The following is a 22114-nucleotide window of genomic DNA, read 5'->3' as shown; positions in this document are numbered from 1 at the left end:
ATCCATTTAGGGGCGGGAAAACATCAAAAAATGAAGAATCAGATAAATTTAACGACCGCCAGTAACACGATAGCGAGCAATACCAACACCGGCGCTTCATTCAAAATACGGAAAAAACGGGCTGAGTGCGTTACTTTATCTGCGGCAAATTGTTTTACCAGGTGCCATAAATAAAAATGGTATCCGTAAATAAGCGTAACTAATACAATTTTTATATGCAACCAGGTTGATGCAGCAAACCATGCATATCCATAAGTGTAGATAAGGGCTACCCCAAAAAGCAAAGTAAATACGGCGAATGGGGTAACAAATAACCATAATCGACGTTCCATGACCTTAAAGGTGTCTTTCACGATCTGATTATCAGCTTCCGCGTGATAAACAAACAAGCGCGGCAGGTAAAAAATACCGGCAAACCAGGCAACCATAAAGAAGATGTGAAGGCCTTTTAGCCACAGGATTGTCATTGTGTATACCTTTATTAAAACTGAGCGCGCTGCAGAAAGCTCTGCAGCCGGTTCCAGGTGATCACACCTGTGATGGTCGAAGGGTTGTCGTCGTATATATATACGGCACCTGAGCGGGCACTGTTAAGCTGCTCGTAGACTTCAGCCAGGGTTGCCTGTGACGACATGCCCGTCATGGTTTGATAGCTAATGGGGTGTGCATGCTGGCTTAAGCTAACATCATAGTGGACCCAGGCGTATTTAAGATCCAGTTCAAACTTACTTTGCTGAATAACTAACTGGGTAGGCGAGTCCGCCAGGAATTTCTGCAACGCTTCTTCCGGGGCATCGTAGAACAGCTTGAAGTCTGTTTCCATGGCAGCTTGCACGCCGGTCTTTTCCAGTGCCTCGCGAATAGAGGTAATGGCATAGGGCAGCTTCTGAAAATCCAGTTGCTGAATAAAGATAGAGCGGTTGCCAAGGAACTGCGTAGCGGTGACGTAGGCCGGGACGATCACCAAAATCGCCGGCAAAATAATTTCAGGTCGATAGGACAGCTCCATTACGGCAACCAATGCAGCAAGCGGGGCGTGCAATACAGCGGTGAGCATGCCCGCAATGCCCAGTAGCGCAAAGCTGCTGGTGAAGTCTTCGCGGGGTAACCAGTGTGAAACGGGTATTAACAAAAACGCCCCTGCCAGCATACCAATTACCATAACCGGGCCGATAATCCCGCCGGGGATACCCAGGCCAATAGCACAGGTGGCAAGCACAAACTTCATTAGCAGAATGGTGAGGACCAGCAAGGCTTCCGGATTTTGTGAAAACAGCGCATTCACATCCTCAAAATTTGCTCCCAGCGACTCAGGTAATAATGCACCGCCTATTGCTGTGATAAGCGAAGCGAGCAACAAGCGCCACACCATCGAAACCCGACGAAATGCGGTCATGACCGTCATTAACGTGTGGTTAAATAAGGTAGCTAGTACCCCCAACAAACAACCAAAAACAATCAGGTACAAATACACCCACTGGCTAAACGAGGAGAACGAGAAATACGCCAGTTCATTGCCTTCGCCAAACACAATGCGGGTGATCACCGAGCCGCAGGCAGCAGAGAGCATTACGGGCACAAAAATGTGTATCTTGTATTCCCGTAATACGACTTCCATCACAAAAATAACCGCGGCTAAAGGCGTGTTGAACGACGCAGAAATACCCGCGGCGATGCCACATCCGGCGAGGGTACGGATACTGTTTTGCGGTAGTCGCAAGGTTTGACCAAACAAGCTGCTTCCTGCAGCACCCAAATGCACCGAAGGCCCTTCGCGACCGACCACAAAGCCCCCGGCGAGTGCCAACATGCCGCCAAAAAACTGGTTTACTGTGGTGCGCCACGGAATATGGCCATAGTGCTTCTTTACCCGGTGAATAACGAACGGGATACCCAGGCGGTAGTGTTTAAAGCCGGTAAAAAAGGCGATGATAAGGATCAGCACCGCGGCGGCAATGGGCAGGATGATCCACGCAAGCGTGTCACTTAATTCGAAGCGACTGAGTAACGCTAACCCGGTGGTTTGTGTCCATTCAATGCCTAATCGGAACAGCACGATTAGCAGCGCTGATGTGACACCAGCAATGATCCCCAGTAAGCACAATTGTACTGAAGTGCGGGGGTGAGCTAATTCGTGTCGAAGAGACTGCAGTCGCATAATACCGGGCATGCACAAGGGAATGGTTAAATACTACCACAAGCGCTTAATATTCAAAGTATTGAGTAGTTGTACAGGCCTATTACTGCGGTAAAGATATTTGAATAATGTGGGTAAAACGGGCAAAGTGCATGGCATTGTTCTGAAGTTAACTAGGTCCGGGTGAAGTCTGGCTATGCATGTATCTGATATTCCTAAGCGGTTAGGCCATACCCGTACGGTTATTTTGCTTGGTTTGAGCCTGATCGCCATGGTGGTGTTTGGCTTTGTGCTGGCGAATGTTGACCGTTCTCGTTTGACCGACGCACTGGCCAGTGCAAACAACGCCGTGACCACGCTTCGGGCCGAGAATGCACAGCTGAAAACCTCGCAAAACCAGTTACGTGTGGAACTGGAACTGACCACCATGCACGCCGAACAGTTAAAAACCGAACTGGTTAGCCTGCAGGAAAAAGTGTTTTCTCTGCAGCAGGACAAAGCGTTTTATCAGCATGTGATGGCACCCGAAACTAGTCAGGATGGCTTTTTCATCGACGGGCTCGAGATCACAGCGTCTGCAGGCAACAACTACTTCAAAGGCTCGATGGTATTACTTCAGCAGCGCGCGGTTAATGCCGTAGTGAAAGGCACCTTGCAGTTGGAAATCACGGGCAGCCAGAACGGCAAACACACCGTGTTACAGTCGTCAAAAGACGCGTTTCTGCCAGAAGGCGACATTGCTTTCGGTTTCAAATATTTTCAGGCAGTGACCTTCTACTTGCAGCTACCGGACGGCTTTGTGCCAGAGACGCTGCGCTTTCATACTTCGGTGTACCAGTACAACCGCAAACGCGGTGACTACGAGCGCGAATACAACTGGCAGGACGTACTGACTGCAACGCCTTAGGATACAACGTGAATCAACAGGGACCTGATTACCAGAACTACAGTCTGGAAGAACTCGAAGACGCGTTATCCCAACTTGACCGGGAACGTTTTCCAGAGCGTTTTGTTGAGCTTCAGGAGTGGCTCGTCAAACGTCGCGATGAGCAGCCGGCATCAGAAAAGGCCATGGACGATACTTACTATGGCGAAGCGTTAGAACCCGTGCCAAAAGAAAACAAGCTCTGGGTTTGGTTCTGGCAAGGGCTGTTAATTGGTGTGCTATTGCTGGATATGCTGGTTATTTTCAGACAGGGCTACATTCCTGCTGCTTGGTGGGGAGAGTGGGTATTTACTCAGGTACTGGTTTATACCATTGCCCTGTCGGGCGCTTTTTACGCTTTTGTCTCAAAAGACAATTTTTTTAGCCGGAATTTGAAGCGGCGCAGTCGTAGCTGGAAGTTCACACTGGCGTTTGTGCCATTATTATTTGCCATGTTCCTGTTCCCTTTTATCAACTATGTTATTCCTGCGGCAGGGCATGAGTTTGCAACCTACAACCGTTATGAATACACAACCACCTATAAGCTGAAAACACGCAGAAAAGGCTGCCATTATCGTGCGGACCTCGACGCTGCAGAGGGGTTAACATCATCGACAATCTGCATCACTAAGCGCGATTACGACTCAATGGCACCAAGCGGAAAGATCGAAGTGGCCGGGCACCGCAGTATGTGGGGGCTTACCGTGACTGCCTACCGGGAAGTGCCTTAGCCATTACATCCAGCCAGGTTTGTCTCGCTCGATTTCCGCCAGAGAGTGGTCTGCAAGGGCATAAGCGACCTCCTCAGATAAATAAGGCATAGTCAGTCTGCCGCTTGCCAGAATTAAATCCAGGCTGACCAGACGGCGTTTTTTCATAAATATGTTGGTTCGCAGTGCCACTTGCTGCAGTTTACTCCGCGGAAAACACCAGTAATCCACGCCAAACGCACCTTTACGCAAATAGATATAGTTGTCGTCATGGGCTAATCCCCATCGTTTCCAGCAGGCTCTGGCGACCACGCTGGCGCAGCCAACAAACGCAAGTGTAAGCAGCACACCGTAAGCCCCGAGAATACCGATGGTCAGCGAACCAACACCCAGTGTGAGCGGCAACACAACAATAAACATCAGGCGCCAGAAGTAACGCACATGCGCCCCCGTATACTGAATATGCCGGGCGTGTTGCTGAGCAAATACGTCGTCTGCCAGGGATTCTGCCTCTGCAACGGTTACGGAGGGCACCAGCAATTTGTTGGTTGCTTTCGCTTCCGGTTGATACTGCGTGCCTGTCACGTTTTGTTCAAAATACAGGTTTACGCGTTTTAACAACCTGTCTAACCAATCCTGTTGCATGCGGAACACCTGAATTCGGGAGTGTTTCATGCTGACTTCCTGGCGATTGATCAGACCGCTTCTGCGTATGTATTTGTCGTCCCGCTTCGACAAGGTATAACCGTAATACATCAAAATACTGCCACCTACCGATAGCAGCGCCATAATAACCAGCAGGCCAAAGGCCACCATTGCCGTCATCACGCCCACATACCAGAATGTTACGGCTTCACTGCCAAACCATTGCTCTATGTGAGGGCGCAGGGCGGTCATTTGTTCAATTACCCAGTTAGTTCCTTGGTCATAGAAAGGCGCTGCCGCCCCGAGCAGGATCCATATCCGGTTGTTGGTAATGCCATGCAATACTAAGTCTTTTATGCTGCGGCGATTGATTACGCGGTCCGCAATGTCTGACTCTGAACTCACTGCTTCTTCGTCTGACGCGTCCTTCGCCTGAGTTTGCAGAACCTTGCGGGCTTGCAAAATAGTGTGTTTGACTGCTTCGGCATAGTCTCTCGTTACACCGGCAAAACGCGCTTCCTGTTTTGCTGAGCCAGCGGTATCCAGAGTGACAACCAGCATGTCATTGAAGCGAAAATAAAAGGGCTGGTCGAATTTTACGTTTTGAATTCGCTCAAAAGGCAGGTCTGTGTAGGTTCTATCAAACACCCCGGAGCGAATGGCTATCCCTGTTTTCGATACGGTGAATTGGAAAAACCAATATTTTAGCACGCCTGAGACTACAAATGTGACGCCCAGTCCCAGCAGTAAAAGCGGCATTAATTCTTCCGGGATATTGTTATGTGCCCCCAACAGTAATGCGGGCACAGCATAAAATGCCAGATTCACAGAGTGCTTTAATTGCTCAAACAGAAAATGCAGAACTGACCATTTGGACGCGCGTTGCCATCCCTCGGTCATGCTGGCAGAGGCGCTCACTGACTCACTCATGCTTCGTCCTGAGTTAAGTCTGAGTGATTCAGTACAAACTGGCGGATGGTCTCAGCTGTGTCCGCCGGGAGCCCCGGAATGGCCAGAGTGTGCAGACTGCCGCCAGCAGAATACACTTTCAGCGTGGCCAGGCCGGCCATACGCTCAAACGGGCCTCGCTGAATGTCGATATGCTGGATACGCAAGATCGGCTGACAAATAACGTCTTTAAACAACAGGCCCTTGAACAATACGAGATCCTGTTCCCGTATTGAATAACGAATCAAAGGGTCGGCAAAAAAATGATACAGAAACAGCCAGCTACCAATGAACAACACGCCGCCTATACAGAGCGACACAATAAAAGGGGCAGGTGGCAGCAACGCAAACCAGGGTTGAATTAACACCAGCACCAGAATCGCTGCAACGCCGCCGAATATGCCACTCGTCAGCCATAAGTTCAGACAGCGGTAGGCGGGTGAAATGGGCTCTGAGGGCACAGTCGTTAAACTGGGGAGTTCTGAGACAGGGATAACATTGTTGGAGAATTCTGAGGCTTGCATGTGTCGATCCTTAACGTTCTTACACCACTATATCACCGAATAAATGCAACACAGGGAAAATTCATCAGTAAATTGTTACGGGCTTTTTCTGGTGACGTCTGAATAAAAAGCACAGCCTGCTGCATTATCTTTACAAACGACACTTTGTTGCGTGCGCGTGATGATTTCCAGAGTAATTCGTCAGGTTGTATTATTAGACTAAGGGTTAAGAAATTTGTTTATGTGGTTTTCTAACACGAAGAGGTTATTCATGAGATTGTTAAGCGTATTACTATTAATGTGGAGCATGACTGCTGCAGCACACACCCATTTGACGGCGTCAGTGCCGGCAGATAATGCCATGTTAATGAAAGCACCTGAGGCGCTGTCGTTAACCTACTCTGCAGAAGTGATCATGTTGAATGTAACGGTGACCGACAGCAAAGGAAAAAAGGTGCCTTTTGGTTTCAAACCGGTGACCAAAGCCACCAGTGAGTTTAACTGGACGCTGCCGACGCTGAAACCCGATACTTACGTTGTAAACTGGACAATCGTAGGTAAAGACGGTCACAAGGTTCAAAAAGAATACAGCTTCATGGTGCATTGATAGTGATTGTTGATACGCTGTTCTGGCCCGCTACGCTGGTATTAAGCAAGTGGGTTGTGTATATCTCAATGATCGTGGTGCTGGGCAGTTTTTACTGGCAGCACGCGGTTGGAGATGTTTTCACACAGCGTATCGTCTTGACCCGAAGGGGACTGGGCTATGCGGCTTTCGCTGGCCTTGTTGCAGTGGCGGTTCACTTCTTTTCCCAGGTAGGTATGCTTGCAGACGACGGTCTGCAAGGGGCGTTGTCCTCCTTCATGATTCAAATCGTCTGGTCAACCGGCGCGGGTGATGCCACTTGCTGGCGCGCAGCGGGGTTTGTACTGGCCTTATTGGCCTTGTGTATTCCAAAGCAACTATCGGTCGCAAAATCGGCTGAGGTTCTGTTACATGTAGCAGCTACCGCGGCCCTGGTAGGGGCGTTTTTGTTTACCGGACACACCGCCGATATGTCGCCTATTTTCGGCGCATTACTTACCACACACGTGTTGATTGCCGTGTGGTGGTTTGGGGCCCTGCTCCCAATGCGTAAGGCCTGCCGTACCGATTCCGTAGAGGTCTTGCTGCCCTGGTTAGTTCGCTTTGGAGAGCAGGCCAGCGTACTGGTTTCAGTACTGGTTTTCGTAGGTGGCATCCTCGCTTACTTCATAGTAGGCTCATTGCACAACTTGCTTTTTACCGGTTACGGTTGGTTACTCATGGCAAAGATTCTGACGTTTTGCGTTATTCTGTTACTGGCCGCGCGTCACAAATTATCACTGGTACCCAGTATGCAATCTTCCCGCAACACCCAACAGTTTGTTGCCTCTCTGAATATCGAAATCATAGTCGCCGCCGCTTTGCTGTTAGTAACCGCAGTATTAACCAGCTTAGTGGGCGTCTGATTCCAGGTTGGATCGCTTTTTGCGAAACCTTGTTCATAGCCGGCAATGTACGGGGATTTTCCTGTGCTGCCCGGTATGAATTACCACAAGTCTGAATATTTTACCGGCACGGTTTAAGGAGGCGCTGTGAAAAAAGCAAGGTTATATCGAATGGTCACTGAACAGCATATCTGTCCATTTGGATTACGCTCTAAGGATTTGTTAGAGCGCCAGGGGTATGAGGTTGAAGACAAATGGCTCACCAGTCGTGAGGAAACCGATGCATTTAAAAGCAAACATGATGTGAGCACCACACCGCAAACCTTCATTGAAGGTGAGAGGGTAGGCGGGTATGACGACCTTCGCGCCTATTTCGGCAAGAAGCCGGCAGGGCCGCAAGGCACAAGTTATCAGCCCGTCATTGCGATTTTCAGTGTGTCGTTGTTGCTTGCCCTGATCTATCAACAATCATTAACAGCCGGTTTCTCGGTGTTCGCTACATTGATGTTGTTTATTGGATTTGCCATGACATTGTTGGCGGTACAGAAGCTACAAAATCTGTATACCTTTACAAACAGTTTTATCACCTACGATTTACTGGCAATGCGCAATCTTCGATACGGGTATGCTTATCCCTTCCTGGAGCTGTATGCCGGTTTGGGTATGTTAAGCGGTATTTCTCCCTGGTTGGTTGCGCCTGTCTCTGTCTTTATTGGTAGTATTGGTGCGGCGTCGGTATTTAAAGCCGTTTATGTCGATAAACGAGAACTGAAATGCGCCTGTGTCGGTGGTGACAGCAACGTACCCCTGGGCTTCGTTTCGCTCAGCGAGAACCTGTTTATGGTTGCAGGTGGTCTTCTGATGCTGGTTGGTACGACACATTCAATGTGATTTAAACCGGGGTTGTGAACCCCGGCATATTGTTGAACCTTAACTGATCACTTGCTTGTCTGTTTTGTCACAGAAAGTACGGCAGATCCCAGTGGCGGTAACGACAATGCGACTGAGGCTTGCTGGTCTGTATAGATTGATGTCAGTGTGCGACCTGTTAGCAGGTCAGTCAGTTCCAGTGGTGAATTAACCGCCCAGCTTTGCTGCAACGGTGGTGGTAAAACGATATTGAGGCTGACCGTATTCTCTGCATCAAAGTTACTCACAATGATGAGTTTGTCATCGCCTTGCCAACGGGCAAAAGCCAGTTGTTTTTCGCTGTAGTCACTTTCACCGCTCAGGCTTGATTGATGCAGGCTGACATAGTCGCCCGTTGCAGCAGGATGTGTTGCCGCAATGTGCATCACGGTTTCGTAATAATGTCTCAATGCCTTCTCTGCGTCGGTAAGTTGCCCGCCGTCAAACTTGCCGTTGTTCATCCAGCGTTGATGCGCTGGTACACCGGCATAGTCGAAAATGGTGGTGCGGGTAGGGTCGCCAAATCCCATGTCTTCGCTGCCATCTTCTCCTACTTCCTGCCCGAAGTAGAGCATCATAGGGGAAGCGCTCATTAGCGCGGAAACAACCAACGCCGGTTTGCCTTTTTCTGCATCACCCGCAAAGTCGGGGCTGGCTATGCGTTGTTCGTCGTGGTTTTCCAGAAAGTGGAGTAGCTGCGGCGCAATATCCTGGTATTGTTGTTGGATAGTAACCAGTTCACTGGTGGCGCCAGTGCCCTGCATAATGCGTTTTAGCGTGTCGTAAAAATCCACTTTGTCGTACAACGAGTCCATCAGCCCCAACTGCAGGTAATCGCGGTAGAGATGGGGCTGGTACACCTCAGCCAGTAAAAACGCATCGGGACGACGAATTTTAATGTGGCTGTTCAGGTAAGACCAAAATGCCACGGGGACCATTTCAGCCATATCGTAGCGAAATCCATCTACGCCCTTATCTAGCCAGTACTGGGTGATATCTTTGAATTTTACCCAGGAGTCAGGCACGTCTTTGTCTTGCCAAAACGCAACATGCTGGCTGGCGGCTTTGCCTCGCAGCGCGTCTGGCAAAGCCGGAAAGTCAAAAGTACCATCGGGACGCACGCCATAGTTTATCTTAACGGTTTCATACCAGTCGTTGACGTCAGGCTTCGCCGCTCGCGCGCCATTTCCCGTCCATTTTGCCGGGTTTTCGTCGAACTTGCCGTCGGCCAGCGCATGAGGCTCTCCACCAAGTGGTGTCAGGTTTTCAGGTATATCAGGCACGTCAAACGCCTGACCCGGTACATAATAAAAATTATTGTCTTTGTGATATGCAACCTCGGTATTGTCATGTAAACCAAAACTGGTTTCCGGGTAGGTGAGTGAGGCATATCGACGTGCGACGTGATTCGGCACAATATCTATGATGACGCGCATTCCTTTTGCATGAGTGCGCTCTACTAACGCTTCAAATTCTGCCAGCCGCTGGGCGGGATCGTCTGCCAGATCGGGATTCACATTGTAGTAATCACGCACTGCATAGGGGGAACCGGCACGGCCTTTAACCACATCGGGATCATCAGCGGGAATGCCGTATGCAGAATAGTCGGTAACTGAGGCGTGGTGAACGATACCGGTATACCACACATGCGTAACCCCCATGGATTTCAAAGCGGACAGCGCATTGTCATTAATATCACTAAACTTACCAACGCCATTTTCCTCCAGTGTTCCCCAAGGTTTATTGGTGGTATTTTTATTGCCAAATAACCGCGTAAACATTTGGTATACGATGGGTTTTCCGTTGGGGTGGCTGACGCTCATCTCTTGCTCCGGGGCCGGCTTGATGACCACCTTATCGGACGGTTGCTGGCACGACAACAGCAAAGGAGCAATTAACGCAAGCGCAGTCGCTTTCACTGCACGACGCTGGAGGGATGTTTTCATTGATATGTACGCCATTTAACTCTAGTGGCCTGAGCATAGCGGCTATTGCCTATGGGTTAAATATGCATACGTATTCACTCTGTTACGTTCAGGAATAGATAATAAGTGTAAGTTCCTAAAAAAAGGTTCTATTTTCCGTTATTTTCGAACATACTCGGTGAATAGTTATCCATTTTCATTTAAGTAGTGTTATGCCTCGTAGTTCTTCGCAAGCTGGATTTACCCTGATTGAATTGATTATTGTTATTGTGATCCTGGGTATACTTTCTGTGACTGCTGCCCCCAGATTTATCGATTTTCAGGATGACGCGCAGGCATCGACAGTACAGGGAACCGGCGCAGCGTTTGCTTCGGCCATTAAGTTGGCGCATTTGAAGTGGGCATCGACCGGCAACTCCGGCCCCGTAGATAACCTGGATCTCTACGGCAACGGTAACAACCTCATGGACATGAATGCCAATGGCTGGCCAGCCCAAAGCTATCTTCCGTTTGAAGCCAATCCAACATTAGACAATGATTCTGACTGTATCTCTGTATGGGGAGCCGTGCTTGGGGATGGCTCACCAACCGTGGCGTCAGATACTTCCCAGGACTATCAGGCTACATACAGCGCTAACACCTGTACCTATCTGCTTGTAGCCGAACCAAATTTCTCCATTTTCTATGACTCGAATACTGGCGTAGTCACAATCGACTCCACGCTTTAACTAGCGTCAAAGGCTGCGGTTTTGATTTTGTAAACTGCAGTTGTCGAACTCAATAGGGATCACCCGTTACAATAGTTGATGTAATTACTCAGGTATTAGATAATAGGCCCATGTTATTACCGGCGTACCGGTTTTTTATTTGAGGTATTTATGTCCGTTGAAATGGCACTTCCGATTGAGTTCTCGGACGCAGCAGCCAGCAAAGTCAGAGAGCTGGTGGAAGAAGAAGAAAATCCGAATCTGAAACTACGCGTTTACGTTACGGGTGGTGGCTGCTCAGGTTTTCAGTACGGCTTCACGTTCGATGAAAAAGTAAATGACGGTGACACCACCATCGACAAAAACGACGTGACCCTGGTTGTCGACCCTATGAGCCTGCAGTATCTTGTTGGCGGCGTAGTTGATTATGTTGACGGTCTGGAAGGCTCTCGGTTCCTGGTTCAGAACCCGAATGCCACCACAACCTGTGGCTGTGGCGCCAGCTTCAGCGTTTAAGCACATTTTTGCGGGGACTTGTCGCCCCGCACCTCCCTTTGCATTGCCAATCTTCGTTTGTTCGTATTAGTCTGAGTGCTCGTTTTCTTCTAACGGGATCAGATTATGAAATTGTACGGCTCTACGACATCACCTTATGTGCGTCGCATTCGCTTATGGCTCAACGACACAGACTACGAGTTTGTGAATATGGATATTTTCGGCGGGCCGGGACGCGCGCTATTGAAAGAAAAGAATCCCGCGTTAAAAGTACCGGCGCTGGAAGATGGCGAACAAATGGTTTTCGATTCAAGGGTCATATTCCGGTATTTGCAGACAAAGTCGAACGCAGCGCCATTGAGCTGGGAACAGGAAAATTGGTTAACGTTAATCGATGCCGCAAACGACTCGTTTGTACAACTGATGATGCTCAAGCGTTCAGGCGTAGAGCAGGACCGCGAGTTGTTGTTTTTCAGACTTCAACTGGAGCGCATTGAAACGGCATTAACCACACTGAATACTCACGCAGAACAAGGCGATTTCAGCCAATGGGATTACCCGACAATTTGTTTGTTCTGTTTAATCGACTGGGTGAGTTTCCGTGAATTATGGGATTTTGCTGCTTATCCGGCACTACAGACATTGTGGAAGACGTATCAGGACGACAGCATCATTAAAGCCACCGATCCGCGGATTTAGTCGAACGTTATTCGCCGATAAGTAAACATTTGTTGCCTGTTTGTTAAAATTATATGAATTTAATTCCTTAATTTTGCATTTGTTTCGAATTATATTCAGTTAATGCTAAATATAACGAACAGGTATTCAAATGACACAATCACATTCTGCGCCGGCGTTGTCGGCGGCCAGTAGAACCCTATCACCAAGACGACACACCACCGAAGCCCAATCTGTTCCAGAGCTGGTTAATGAACAATTAGCGCACTTTGGTATTAAGCCTGATAGTGCTTATGGTAAAGCGCTGGCTGATACGGCAACACATTTATATGCCGCTCACGACAGTGTGCAGCAGCTGTGGCAGGTGACCCGGGAAACGCTTGATGGCCTGGACAAAGCCGACAAGCTGGCGTACTTCAACGCTAAAAAGTTTTTGTCATTCCAAATTGCCAAAGTCCTGGATACCTTGCAAAACCCGTTTCGCCAAACCTGGCAGAGTCTGAACCAGGACTCACAGCAACATTATCCACTGTTCGACAATGTGCCTGCATTATTCTCGGCGACGCCGGCAGTAGTGAAAACCGCCACCTATGTTTACGCCTGTACAGAGTGGGTTGAAGAGGCCTTCGAAGGCAAAGAAGCGACGCATCAAATCTACAGCCGCCTGATGAACCCAACGAATATTTCGCTGGCGAACGCTATTGTGGATTTGGAAGCCGGTCCGAATGCACAGGAATATCTGGCCTGGAACTTTAACTCTGGTATGGCGGCTATTGATGCGATGTTGTCGAATGTACTGTCGCATGGCGACGTACTGATTGTGTCGCGTAATGTGTATGGCGGTGTGTTCCAGTTACTGCATGACTACTTCGCCCGTGAAAACCGCATGGCAATCACGTTGGCCTGGTTTGACGGCTATTCTGAAAGTGAGTTTGAGGCGCACCTTGAAAGCGTGAAAACCCAATATGCCGATAAACTGGCTGCGGGCGCGAAGCTGCACGTGTACATTGAATCACCGTGTAATCCGCATGGCCTGGTGCTGGATGTGCCTGCAATTTGTCGACGTGCACACGCCGAAAATGCACTGGTTATGCTGGACTCTACACTGGCTACACCGGTATTACACAAACCTTTGCAGCATGCCGATAAAGCCAGTCGTCCGGATTACGTGATGCATAGCTATACCAAGGATATTTGCGGCACAGGTACTACAACTGCAGGTGTGGTGATCGGTGAAACGCACCGCATGTTCCAGCCAAAAGGGCATGCAACCCAAGGCGTCGATTGGTCGCAAACCCTGTTTTGGGATGTGTATTACATCAAAGGCTCGTTCCTCGATTCAGAGAAAGCCTTTGACGTGTTAACTGGCATGAAAACCCTGAACCACCGCATGTTAAGTAAAGTCATTAACACGCAGGTATTCACGCGCTTTTTATCGTCGCACCCCAACGTAAAGGTGAACAGCCATGCGTTACCTGAGCACCCGAATGCCGGACTGCGCGAAAAAATGCATCAGCACGGCTGGCCTTGCGCTTTATTTACCGCGGAGCTGGATATACCCGAACTGAATCGCGTAGAGTTTGCCCGTTTCTTTGATGCGCTGGAACCTGCATTTGGTCATCAAATCAGCATTGGGCAAACCAATACGCTGATTTTATGCCCGGCCCTGACATCGCATTCTGAGCTGAGTCGTGAGGAGCAGGAAAAAGCCGGTATTCGGTTAACCACGATGCGAATTGCCATGGGTAGCGATAACGTTAGGCAGCTAATTGCGCATTTTGTGCTGGCATTGAAGCACGCAATCGACCCGATTGTACCGGGATTCAGTGAGCAGTTTATGTCTGCCGAAGAGCTGGATACCTTCTACTTCAATACCGTTGAAACCGTGCACCGCCAACAGGCAGGCTCACAGCCGAGTCTGGTTGAGTTGTTGAGTTAAGTAGTTTGTGGAAATAGAACGTCAGTATTATCACCTAAGCCAGGCTAGTTTAGCAGCCTGGCATTGTAATACTGTGCCGGTTGGTAACGCTGTAGCTGTATAATGTCTGTCGATGGTAATTTCTGCGTCGTTGGAGTAAAATTGAGCTAACACGGGGGCGCTTATGTCGAATACTGTTTCTAAAGTTACCAATGAGCACAAATCAAAGTTTAAGCCTAACCTGGAAAATTATAAGGTTAGCTTGAGCTATGAAGGCCTTGTGCTTAAGCAAGCCTCCGAAAACCAATCTGTTTCGGATTTAAAACGCAAGCATGCGAGATAAGTACGGGGTAACACAAGATAAATATTGTTATCCCGGTACTGACGTCCTGATTAATCTGCTGGATATACGTGATGCCGAAAGGCTGGCAAATGCTGAAGCTGAATTTACCGCACACCGTTATATCACCTACGAATCTTCCATTCTGGATTTTTCAGATTTTTCATTTTCTCACTTAAAGTCACTTCATTATCACCTTTTTCAGGATTTATATGACTGGGCTGGTACGCTCAGGGATGTAGATATTTCAAAAGGCGACACTCGCTTTTGTACCTGGACACGTATTGAGCCAGAAGCGAATAAGTTGTTTCGGGAATTACCGGCATTAGCTGACTGTAAGCGCCATAATGACTTAATTGAAAAAGTGTCAGATTTATTTTGTGAACTAAACATGCTGCACCCTTTTCGAGAAGGGAATGGACGAGTGTTACGCTTCTTTTTTGAAGAGCTACTGTTCACGCTTGGCTATAATGTAACGTGGCCTCAAATATCCCCGCAAGAGTGGATTGAAGCCAATATCGCAGGGGTAAACCTGAATCTGGATTTGCTACAAGCTATTTTCTCCAAAGCAATATCTGAACGTTAGCGTACGAAGCTAATACTATTTTATGCTTTGGATATTTTAATGCGTATACCTCAGGTAGCAGAAAGTGGAAGCTTTAAAACTTCCACCTGTCTAAAAAACACTACTCAGCTTTATACGCAGGGTAGTCCGAATATCCCTCAGCGCCGCCGCCATACCAACGGCTCATATCATCACTGGGGGCCAGTGGATAATCGTTGGCGAAGCGCGCTGGTAGATCCGGGTTAGTGATCCAAGGACGACCAAACGCGATCATGTCGGCATCTTCGTCAGCTATACGCTGTTCAGCCGTGGCTTGATCGTAACCACAGTTTCCAATCAGCAAACCGTCGAATACCGCGCGAAATTCTGCCAACGTCATGGGTTCACCGCGCTCATGGAAGCCAAAAGCTAGCCCGTCCATTACGTGCAGGTAGCCCAATTTAAGCGCATTAAGCTGCTTGGCTACGTACAAAAAGGTTTCGCGGAAATCATCGGCACCCATGTCATTAAACACGCCGTTAGGCGACAACCGCACACCAACTTTCTCGGCGGGCCAAACATCTAAAACAGCGTTCAAAACTTCACCCAGGAAGCGGTAGCGATTTTCTACGCTGCCACCGTACTCATCGTCGCGCTGATTACTGCGGCTATCGAGGAACTGGTTAAGCAGGTAGCCGTTGGCGGCATGCACTTCAAGACCATCAAAGCCGGCTTCTTTAGCATTAATCGCAGCCTGTTTATAGTCGGCTACTGTGCGGGTAATGTCGTCTTTTGTCATGGCGCGAGGCACTTCAAATGGCTTTTTGCCATTGGGCGTATGTATACCGCCGTCGTCGTTTATGGCAATTGCCGATGCCGACAGAGGCAGTTCACCGTTGTGGAAGTCGCTGTGCGACGCGCGGCCGGTGTGCCACATTTGCAGCACGATTTTGCCGTCAGCTTTGTGAACGCGCTCGTTGATGGCTTTCCAGCCCTGCACCATCTCGTCGGTGTAGATCCCGGGAGCACCAACCCAGCCATTGGCTTCTGAAGATATCCCGGTGGCTTCAGTGATCAGCAGACCGCCTGAGGCACGCTGCGTGTAGTAATCACCCATAATACTAATTGGCACGCGACTCTCGCCTGCGCGGCCACGGGTTAGTGGGGCCAGTACCATGCGGTTTTTGAGCGTGTTGCCTGCCCACTCAATGGGCTTAAATAAATGTTTGTCTGTCATTAGTCATCCTTTGTTGTTGTGACCGCATTAAAGTGTTGGTTTGCCAATACCAATACGCACTGGCAAGCGATGCGATCATGTGATGACTTAGATGTAGGTATGACCCGATCATTTTCCAAATAGCATTGGGTTATAGGTCATAGCTGATTGGAACTATGAAGTACTAAAACCGATGAACTATTCGGGAAAATGGGGCAGGGAAGTACTGCTGATATGGTCGTAAATCAGCGTAGTTTCTACGTGGGTTACCGCATCACGCTCGGTGATTTGGTTGAAAATGAAGTCGCGCAAATGCAGCGCGTCCGGCACGCATACATGCAGTAAGAAGTCATTTTCGCCGCCCATGTGAAACACGCTTAAGACTTCTTTTTCTGCCACCAGTTGTTGCTGAAATTGATCAACGGTGTCGCGGCTGTGTGATGACAAACGCACCGCCACCATAGCCTGAATATGTCCGCCCAGCGCTGCGAAATTCAATAAGCTGCGTGCTCCCCGTATAACCTGTTCGTGCTGTAGGCGTTTTATTCGCTCGAGGCAGGAGGACGGCGCCATATTGACCGCTTCTGCAATGGCTTTATTGGTCATACACGGGTCTTCGTAAAGACACGCCAGAATGGCAATATCAACATGATCGAGTTTTCGCATCACAGTTCCTTCTTTCATTCGCGGGTTTAACTCGCAGGGGTAAAAGTACCCAATACCGCCTCTCGCGACGCGCCTGTTACGGCAGGTACGTTCCCTGGTACGTTATTGAGGTGTGCCCAGGCCAGCCAGGCAAACGCAACACCTTCCACCCATTGAGGGTGAATACCCAGTGCCTGAGTGCTGTCTACGGAAATGCCGGGCAGCAAGGATTGCAGAGCGTTCATCAGTACCTGATTGAACGCACCACCGCCGCACACATAACATGCTGTAGTGTCAGTCACATCCAGTAACGCATTGGCAATAGTTTGTGCGGTGAGCGCAAGTAGTGTCGCTTGCACGTCTTCAGGCGGAACATCCGGGAAGTTGATTAACTGTTGCGTTAACCAAGGTAAGTTAAAGTACTCACGGCCTGTGCTTTTGGGGCCTGTCACCGCAAAGTACGGGTCGGCCAGCATGCTGTTGAGTAGAGGCTGGTGTACGTTACCGCTAGCTGCCCAATTACCATTTTCATCGTAGGCTTTGCCACGGTGTTGTAGGCACCAGGCATCCATAAGTACGTTGCCCGGGCCAGTATCAAAGCCGCGAATACCACCAGAGTTACCGCCTGGTAGTACGGTGATATTGGCGAAGCCGCCTATGTTTACCACGACTCGGGTGCTTTCGGGTTTACTGAACTGCGCGTGATGATAAGCGGGCACTAACGGCGCGCCCTGACCGCCCAAAGCTATGTCTTTTCGTCTGAAATCAGACACCACGTCGATCCCGGTTAATACCGCAAGGGTATTGGGATCACCGATTTGTAGCGTAAAACCCGGCGCATCATCGGCAAGATCCGGAACCTGATCCGGGTAATGACGAACGGTTTGGCCGTGGGAGCCTATCGCCAAAATATCAGACGGCGTGAGGTTTTGTTCGGCCAGTAATCCATTTACGGTCTGTGCGAATACTCGCGCAACCGCGCGATCCACACTGCCGCAGAGATTCAGTTCGTTGTTGCCGGTTTGGCAAAGTTCATGAAGCTGTTGTAGCAGAGCGTCAGGATAGGGTTGTTGATAAGCGGCAACAGGGCGAATTTGATCGGCAGTAATGTCGACCAGCACGGCGTCAACGCCATCCATACTGGTTCCCGACATGGCACCAATCACATACGCCATGAGCGTTATTTCATAGCCAGCATGATGCGGCGCGAGGCGTTTAATTGATCCAGGCGCTGCGCTGCTATTTGCATAAAGGCATCACGTTCGCTTTCTGCAATAGGACGCGCTTTGGGTAACGAGACAGTCCGCGGGTTACGGTGCACACCGTCGACTAAGAACTCGTAGTGAACGTGCGGACCAGACGCCAGACCGGTGCTACCCAGATAACCAATAGTTTGGCCTTGCTTCACGGTGTCGCCTTTTTTCACCGCGCGTTTGCTAAAGTGCAAATACTTGGTGGTATAGGACTCGCCGTGCTGGATAAACACGTGGTGGCCGTTGTATTTGTCGTAAGCCGCTTTAATCACCTTACCATCACCGGCAGCCATAACGGGCGTGCCAACAGCGGCAACGTAGTCGGTGCCGCGGTGGGCTTTCCAGCGTTTTTGTACCGGGTGGAAACGGGCCTTACTGAAGTTCGAGCTGACGTACTTAAAGTTAATAGGGGCACGCAGGAAGCTCTTGCGCATGCTGCGGCCTTCTGGTGTGTAGTAGTTGCCGTCTTCGTGTTGAATGGCCTGGAACTGCTCGCCCTGGTTCACAAACTCCGCAGCAACAATGTCGCCGTAACCTACAAATTCACCGTCTATGTAACGTTCTTCAAATATCACATTGAAGGTATCGCCGCTGCGAATTTCCATGGCAAAGTCGATATCCCAGCCAAAAATACCTGCCAGGTGCATGATTTGGTTGTCGGTTAAACCTGCGGCAACGCCGGCGTTCCAAAAGCTTGAATTAATTTCGCCCTGGGCAAAGTTGTAACGTACTTCAACCGGTTTGGTATCAATGGTTGATGTTAGCGAGCCATCTGCCTCTGGGGTAATGAATAGTGTGTCGGTGGCCGACAGCGCGTAGCGCAAACCGAAAAACTGGTTGTCGCGCACATCCAGATCCAGTTGATCACCGGGTAACAGCGTGACCAGCGTTTTCGCTTGTTCACCTGCGTGGCTAACCGCGTAGGTATCCTGTGGACTTAATCCGGCGCGTTTAAATATTTTAGCCAGCGTGTCACCGCGCTTAACCTTAAAGGTCTGCCAGATGTTTTCGTCAATGTCGTCCTCTTCGATTTGCTGGGACATAACATGCATCGACAGGGGATAACGCACACCAGTTTCGAGCACCAGAGATTCGGTGTGACGAGACGCTTCTACGTGCTCTGAGGGTAATAAAATCAGTAAACCAACGAATGCGCTGGCGGCAATCAGGCCCAACCGGTGAGGCCGTGGCAATTGCTTAAACAGATTAGTCATTAGTTTTGGGTTAATTCTCTTCATCATAACAGCCTGAGAATAGCGGTTTACAAGGGGATATGCTAGGGGCTAATAGCAAATTTATTCGCAATTCTTTAGCAATTTTCCGGCCGGAATGCGACGAATTTTGCAAAGATCTGGTGGAGATCCGAGATAAAGGGTTTTAATAGCCCGTTTGCCCGCGTAAAATGCCCGCCCAGAATGAAGTTAGATGGAAATCATGAAATGAGCGACTGGCAAGCTGCACTGGCCGAGATCAAGCGCGGGACCGATGAGATCCTGCCGGAAGAAGAGTTAATTACCAAACTGAAAACCGGTAAGCCGTTAACCATTAAAGCGGGCTTTGATCCGACTGCACCGGATTTGCACCTTGGTCACACCGTGCTCATCAATAAATTGCGCACTTTTCAACAGTTAGGTCACAAGGTTGTGTTCCTGATTGGCGACTTTACCGGCTTGATTGGTGATCCAACAGGCAAAAATGCTACGCGTAAGCCGCTGACCAAAGAGCAGGTACTGGCCAATGCCAAGACCTATCAGGAGCAGGTATTTAAAATCCTCGATCCGGAAAAAACAGAGATCCGTTTCAACTCAGAATGGTTTGATGAATTTGGCGCTGCAGGCATGATTAAGCTGGCTGCCAGTCAGACAGTCGCGCGTATGCTGGAACGTGACGACTTTAAAAAGCGCTACGGCAGCGGACAGCCTATCGCGATCCACGAGTTCCTGTATCCGTTAGTTCAGGGCTGGGATTCTGTAGCACTGAAAGCCGACGTTGAATTAGGTGGTACCGATCAGCGCTTCAACCTGCTGATGGGCCGTGAGCTGCAAAAAGAGCAGGGCCAGTCTCAACAGGCCGTACTGATGATGCCGTTGCTGGAAGGTTTAGACGGCGTGCAGAAGATGTCTAAATCGCTGAATAACTACATTGGAATCACCGATGAACCGAATGAAATGTTCGGCAAAATCATGTCTATCTCAGATGAACTGATGTGGCGTTACTATGATCTGCTGAGCTTTAAGCCGTTGGAAGAGATTGCAGCGTTGAAACAGCAAATGGCGGATGGCGCGAATCCGCGTGACATTAAGATCACACTGGCAAAAGAAATCATTGCACGTTTCCATTCAGACGAAGCGGCCGAAGGCGCACATCAGGACTTTATTCAGCGTTTCCAGAAAAACGCCATTCCTGACGATATGCCAGAAGTCACAGTGAGTCTGGTTGATGGCGAAATTGCGATCGGTAATTTGCTGAAGGAAGCCGGCTTAGTGGGCTCAACGTCTGATGCTATGCGCATGATCAAGCAAGGTGCGGTGAAAATCGACGGCGACAAAGTGGAAGACACTCGCTTGACGATCACTGAACCTTCAGAGCGTGTGTATCAGGTAGGTAAGCGTAAGTTTGCCCGCGTAACGGTACAGTAAGTCTCTTGATATTGAAGAAAAGCGTGTTATCGGCGTACCGGTAACACGCTTTTTTTGTATGAGGAATGTAGAAAAAAGCGCTAGAATTTCAGCAGCATTTCAGCGGCGACACACTCGCAGGTGTCGGGGCATACCGGGCAGTCGTAACCTTCATATAATGCCGCCTCGCGCCATTTATTCGGATGCTCTTTGATTAACTCGCCGCCATTTTTACTGAAGTAGCGGAACGCGCTGTTTCCCGGACTGGCCAGCCAGATGTGCGCTAATCCTGCTTTCGCTCCTTGTTCCGCCGCGCTTTGTTTAGCCAGATTCAACAAGGTTGTACCAATGCCAAAGCCTTGCATCGCAGGATCAACGGTATTGCACTTGAAGTAACATACATTGGCGAGCTCAACACCCCACAATGCGGGTGAACACCACTTATCAATAGCCCATTTCCCCGGGGCGAAGGTTAAGCGAAAGCCCACTATTTCATTGTTGAACCAGGCTACATGACCACTGTTGATCCCGTTGAGTAAGCCAAGTTCATAATACGTGCGTAAGTTGTCTTCATTCAGGTACCCGTCGCCTTGTACCCGGTTACCCAGTGCAATAATGGCGTCGAAGTGCTCGGGCAAGAGCGGCCCGTAGGTCACTGACTCAGGATTTTTTGCCAAGGTCCAACCCCTGTAAATGCACGTCCAGCGCGTCAAGAGATATGCGGATTTCGCGCACAGACTGCCACAAGCTATATAGCAAACACACCAGGCTAGCAGCGAACAGCCAGTTGCCCACCAGCTGATACGACAAATAAATAGCCAGCATCGACAGTACGCATAAGAAGAAGCTGAATACGCCGGCTTCCTGCATACGTTTTATGTAGTGGATGCGTTTGCGCAAGTTCAGTATTTGCGCCTGGGTGTTTTCGTTGCTGTTGTCGTTGTCAAAATGGCGTATCAGGGAAGCCAGTGTTAAAAACCGGTTCGTGTAAGCCAGTAACAACAACGAAATCGCCGGAAACAGCATAGCCGGCGTTGCAATATCAATGGTCATAGGATCGAGTTAAAGCTGGGGTTAAATATGAGCTGTAATGATGCCGCGAATTACGCTCGCTGTCTACGGCGGTGCAGCCGTACCGCTGCTTAATTTACGGTTTTGAATAAGCTTGCCAGGCCTGCATGTCACCCGACAAGTGATACAGTTTACGGAACCCAAGGTCGTGCAACTGATCCATTGCGATCCTGGCGCGACGGCCCGAGCGGCAATATATCAGCAGAGGTGTGTCCGTTTTACCCAGTGTGGCAAGGTGGTTAGTCAGCAGTGGATGAGGGACATTCAGGGCATTCGGGATATGGGCTTGGGCGAATTCTTCAGGGGTGCGCACATCCAGAATTACGCCGTCAAAGCCTTGCTCACCCAGTTCCGCTACGCTGACCGGCGTAATATAAGCAGGGGTATCGTCGGCGATAGCGTGCCAGACAAACAGGCTCAAACACAGGCCAGTTGCGAATCGTTGTATTAATCTCAT

General features: G+C 49.4%; 23 protein-coding genes. 11 read left to right on the top strand and 12 right to left on the bottom strand.

Translation table 11 applies throughout. The features are described 5' to 3' along the window. Positions 1-38 precede the first annotated feature (38 nt). Together BUB81_RS13440 and BUB81_RS13435 are read right to left on the bottom strand one after the other, a co-directional pair. Positions 39-467: a CopD family protein gene (locus BUB81_RS13440; RefSeq protein WP_073323586.1), complete on the bottom strand. Its 429-nt coding sequence runs from the start codon at positions 465-467 to the stop codon at positions 39-41. A 14-nt stretch (positions 468-481) separates the two neighbouring features. After that, positions 482-2158: a chloride channel protein gene (locus BUB81_RS13435; RefSeq protein ID WP_073323913.1), complete on the bottom strand. Its 1677-nt coding sequence runs from the start codon at positions 2156-2158 to the stop codon at positions 482-484. 175 nt (positions 2159-2333) lie between these two features. Here BUB81_RS13435 and BUB81_RS13430 point away from each other — a divergent pair, with 175 nt between their 5' ends. Then, positions 2334-3044, top strand: coding sequence for a DUF6776 family protein (locus BUB81_RS13430; RefSeq protein ID WP_073323584.1), 711 nt, complete (start codon positions 2334-2336; stop codon positions 3042-3044). A gap of 8 nt (positions 3045-3052) precedes the next feature. Further along, positions 3053-3793 (top strand): EI24 domain-containing protein, encoded by a 741-nt coding sequence (locus BUB81_RS13425; RefSeq protein ID WP_073323582.1) that lies wholly within the window; start codon positions 3053-3055, stop codon positions 3791-3793. A 3-nt stretch (positions 3794-3796) separates the two neighbouring features. On the opposite strand, the gene BUB81_RS13420 is transcribed toward BUB81_RS13425, so the two are convergent. Together BUB81_RS13420 and BUB81_RS13415 are read right to left on the bottom strand one after the other, a co-directional pair. Beyond that, positions 3797-5347: a PH domain-containing protein gene (locus BUB81_RS13420; RefSeq protein ID WP_073323580.1), complete on the bottom strand. Its 1551-nt coding sequence runs from the start codon at positions 5345-5347 to the stop codon at positions 3797-3799. Further along, positions 5344-5889, bottom strand: a complete 546-nt coding sequence (locus tag BUB81_RS13415) for a PH domain-containing protein (protein ID WP_073323578.1) — start codon at positions 5887-5889, stop codon at positions 5344-5346. Before BUB81_RS13415 ends, BUB81_RS13420 begins: the two co-directional genes overlap by 4 nt. Before the next feature lie 250 nt (positions 5890-6139). On the opposite strand from BUB81_RS13415, the gene BUB81_RS13410 reads away from it, so the two are divergent. The 3 genes from BUB81_RS13410 (at position 6140) to BUB81_RS13400 (ending at position 8229) form a co-directional block, all read left to right on the top strand. After that, positions 6140-6475 carry a copper resistance CopC family protein gene (locus BUB81_RS13410; RefSeq protein ID WP_073323576.1) on the top strand — a complete coding sequence of 112 codons (336 nt, stop codon included), beginning with the start codon at positions 6140-6142 and terminating at the stop codon, positions 6473-6475. Between the two features lie 2 nt (positions 6476-6477). Next, positions 6478-7359, top strand: coding sequence for a copper resistance D family protein (locus BUB81_RS13405; RefSeq protein ID WP_073323574.1), 882 nt, complete (start codon positions 6478-6480; stop codon positions 7357-7359). 150 nt (positions 7360-7509) lie between these two features. Beyond that, entirely contained in the window at positions 7510-8229 is a 720-nt protein-coding gene (locus BUB81_RS13400; protein WP_073323573.1) for a MauE/DoxX family redox-associated membrane protein, read from the top strand. A gap of 47 nt (positions 8230-8276) precedes the next feature. On the opposite strand, the gene BUB81_RS13395 is transcribed toward BUB81_RS13400, so the two are convergent. Next, positions 8277-10193 (bottom strand): alpha-amylase family glycosyl hydrolase, encoded by a 1917-nt coding sequence (locus tag BUB81_RS13395; RefSeq protein ID WP_139241582.1) that lies wholly within the window; start codon positions 10191-10193, stop codon positions 8277-8279. A 191-nt stretch (positions 10194-10384) separates the two neighbouring features. On the opposite strand from BUB81_RS13395, the gene BUB81_RS22505 reads away from it, so the two are divergent. The 5 genes from BUB81_RS22505 to BUB81_RS13370 all read left to right on the top strand — a co-directional run bounded on the left by BUB81_RS22505 (position 10385) and on the right by BUB81_RS13370 (position 14896). Beyond that, positions 10385-10900 (top strand): prepilin-type N-terminal cleavage/methylation domain-containing protein, encoded by a 516-nt coding sequence (locus BUB81_RS22505; RefSeq protein ID WP_073323569.1) that lies wholly within the window; start codon positions 10385-10387, stop codon positions 10898-10900. Between the two features lie 150 nt (positions 10901-11050). Beyond that, a complete protein-coding gene (erpA, locus tag BUB81_RS13385) occupies positions 11051-11395 on the top strand; it encodes an iron-sulfur cluster insertion protein ErpA (protein ID WP_073323567.1) in 345 nt (114 codons plus the stop codon). A 105-nt stretch (positions 11396-11500) separates the two neighbouring features. Then, a complete protein-coding gene (locus BUB81_RS13380) occupies positions 11501-12073 on the top strand; it encodes a glutathione S-transferase family protein (RefSeq protein WP_073323565.1) in 573 nt (190 codons plus the stop codon). A 130-nt stretch (positions 12074-12203) separates the two neighbouring features. Beyond that, on the top strand, positions 12204-13991 hold the full coding sequence (locus BUB81_RS13375) for a trans-sulfuration enzyme family protein (RefSeq protein WP_073323563.1): 1788 nt from the start codon (positions 12204-12206) through the stop codon (positions 13989-13991). A 311-nt stretch (positions 13992-14302) separates the two neighbouring features. Beyond that, positions 14303-14896, top strand: a complete 594-nt coding sequence (locus BUB81_RS13370; protein WP_073323561.1) for a putative adenosine monophosphate-protein transferase Fic — start codon at positions 14303-14305, stop codon at positions 14894-14896. A 100-nt stretch (positions 14897-14996) separates the two neighbouring features. Here the strand turns inward: BUB81_RS13370 and BUB81_RS13365 are convergent, their stop codons facing one another. The 4 genes from BUB81_RS13365 to BUB81_RS13350 all read right to left on the bottom strand — a co-directional run bounded on the left by BUB81_RS13365 (position 14997) and on the right by BUB81_RS13350 (position 19209). Then, positions 14997-16091, bottom strand: coding sequence for an alkene reductase (locus BUB81_RS13365; protein ID WP_073323559.1), 1095 nt, complete (start codon positions 16089-16091; stop codon positions 14997-14999). 177 nt (positions 16092-16268) lie between these two features. Beyond that, the gene (locus tag BUB81_RS13360; protein ID WP_073323557.1) at positions 16269-16736 is read right to left on the bottom strand and encodes an Lrp/AsnC family transcriptional regulator; all 468 of its coding nucleotides are present in this window, start codon (positions 16734-16736) and stop codon (positions 16269-16271) included. 26 nt (positions 16737-16762) lie between these two features. Next, positions 16763-17890, bottom strand: coding sequence for an anhydro-N-acetylmuramic acid kinase (locus tag BUB81_RS13355; protein ID WP_073323555.1), 1128 nt, complete (start codon positions 17888-17890; stop codon positions 16763-16765). Between the two features lie 5 nt (positions 17891-17895). Further along, positions 17896-19209: an OapA family protein gene (locus tag BUB81_RS13350; RefSeq protein ID WP_073323553.1), complete on the bottom strand. Its 1314-nt coding sequence runs from the start codon at positions 19207-19209 to the stop codon at positions 17896-17898. 198 nt (positions 19210-19407) lie between these two features. On the opposite strand from BUB81_RS13350, the gene tyrS reads away from it, so the two are divergent. Beyond that, entirely contained in the window at positions 19408-20607 is a 1200-nt protein-coding gene (tyrS, locus tag BUB81_RS13345; protein WP_073323551.1) for a tyrosine--tRNA ligase, read from the top strand. Between the two features lie 80 nt (positions 20608-20687). On the opposite strand, the gene BUB81_RS13340 is transcribed toward tyrS, so the two are convergent. The 3 genes from BUB81_RS13340 to BUB81_RS13330 form a co-directional block, all read right to left on the bottom strand. Then, positions 20688-21263: a GNAT family N-acetyltransferase gene (locus BUB81_RS13340; protein ID WP_073323549.1), complete on the bottom strand. Its 576-nt coding sequence runs from the start codon at positions 21261-21263 to the stop codon at positions 20688-20690. Next, positions 21247-21639 (bottom strand): DUF2721 domain-containing protein, encoded by a 393-nt coding sequence (locus tag BUB81_RS13335; protein ID WP_073323547.1) that lies wholly within the window; start codon positions 21637-21639, stop codon positions 21247-21249. The genes BUB81_RS13340 and BUB81_RS13335 overlap by 17 nt, the downstream gene beginning before the upstream one ends. A gap of 94 nt (positions 21640-21733) precedes the next feature. After that, the gene (locus tag BUB81_RS13330) at positions 21734-22114 is read right to left on the bottom strand and encodes a rhodanese-like domain-containing protein (RefSeq protein ID WP_073323545.1); all 381 of its coding nucleotides are present in this window, start codon (positions 22112-22114) and stop codon (positions 21734-21736) included.

Origin of the sequence: Marisediminitalea aggregata, assembly GCF_900129565.1 — a bacterium.
Taxonomy (GTDB): domain Bacteria; phylum Pseudomonadota; class Gammaproteobacteria; order Enterobacterales; family Alteromonadaceae; genus Alteromonas; species Alteromonas aggregata.
The sequence above is the reverse complement of the archived record's forward strand: the minus strand, read 5'-3'. Positions and strand labels throughout refer to the sequence as shown.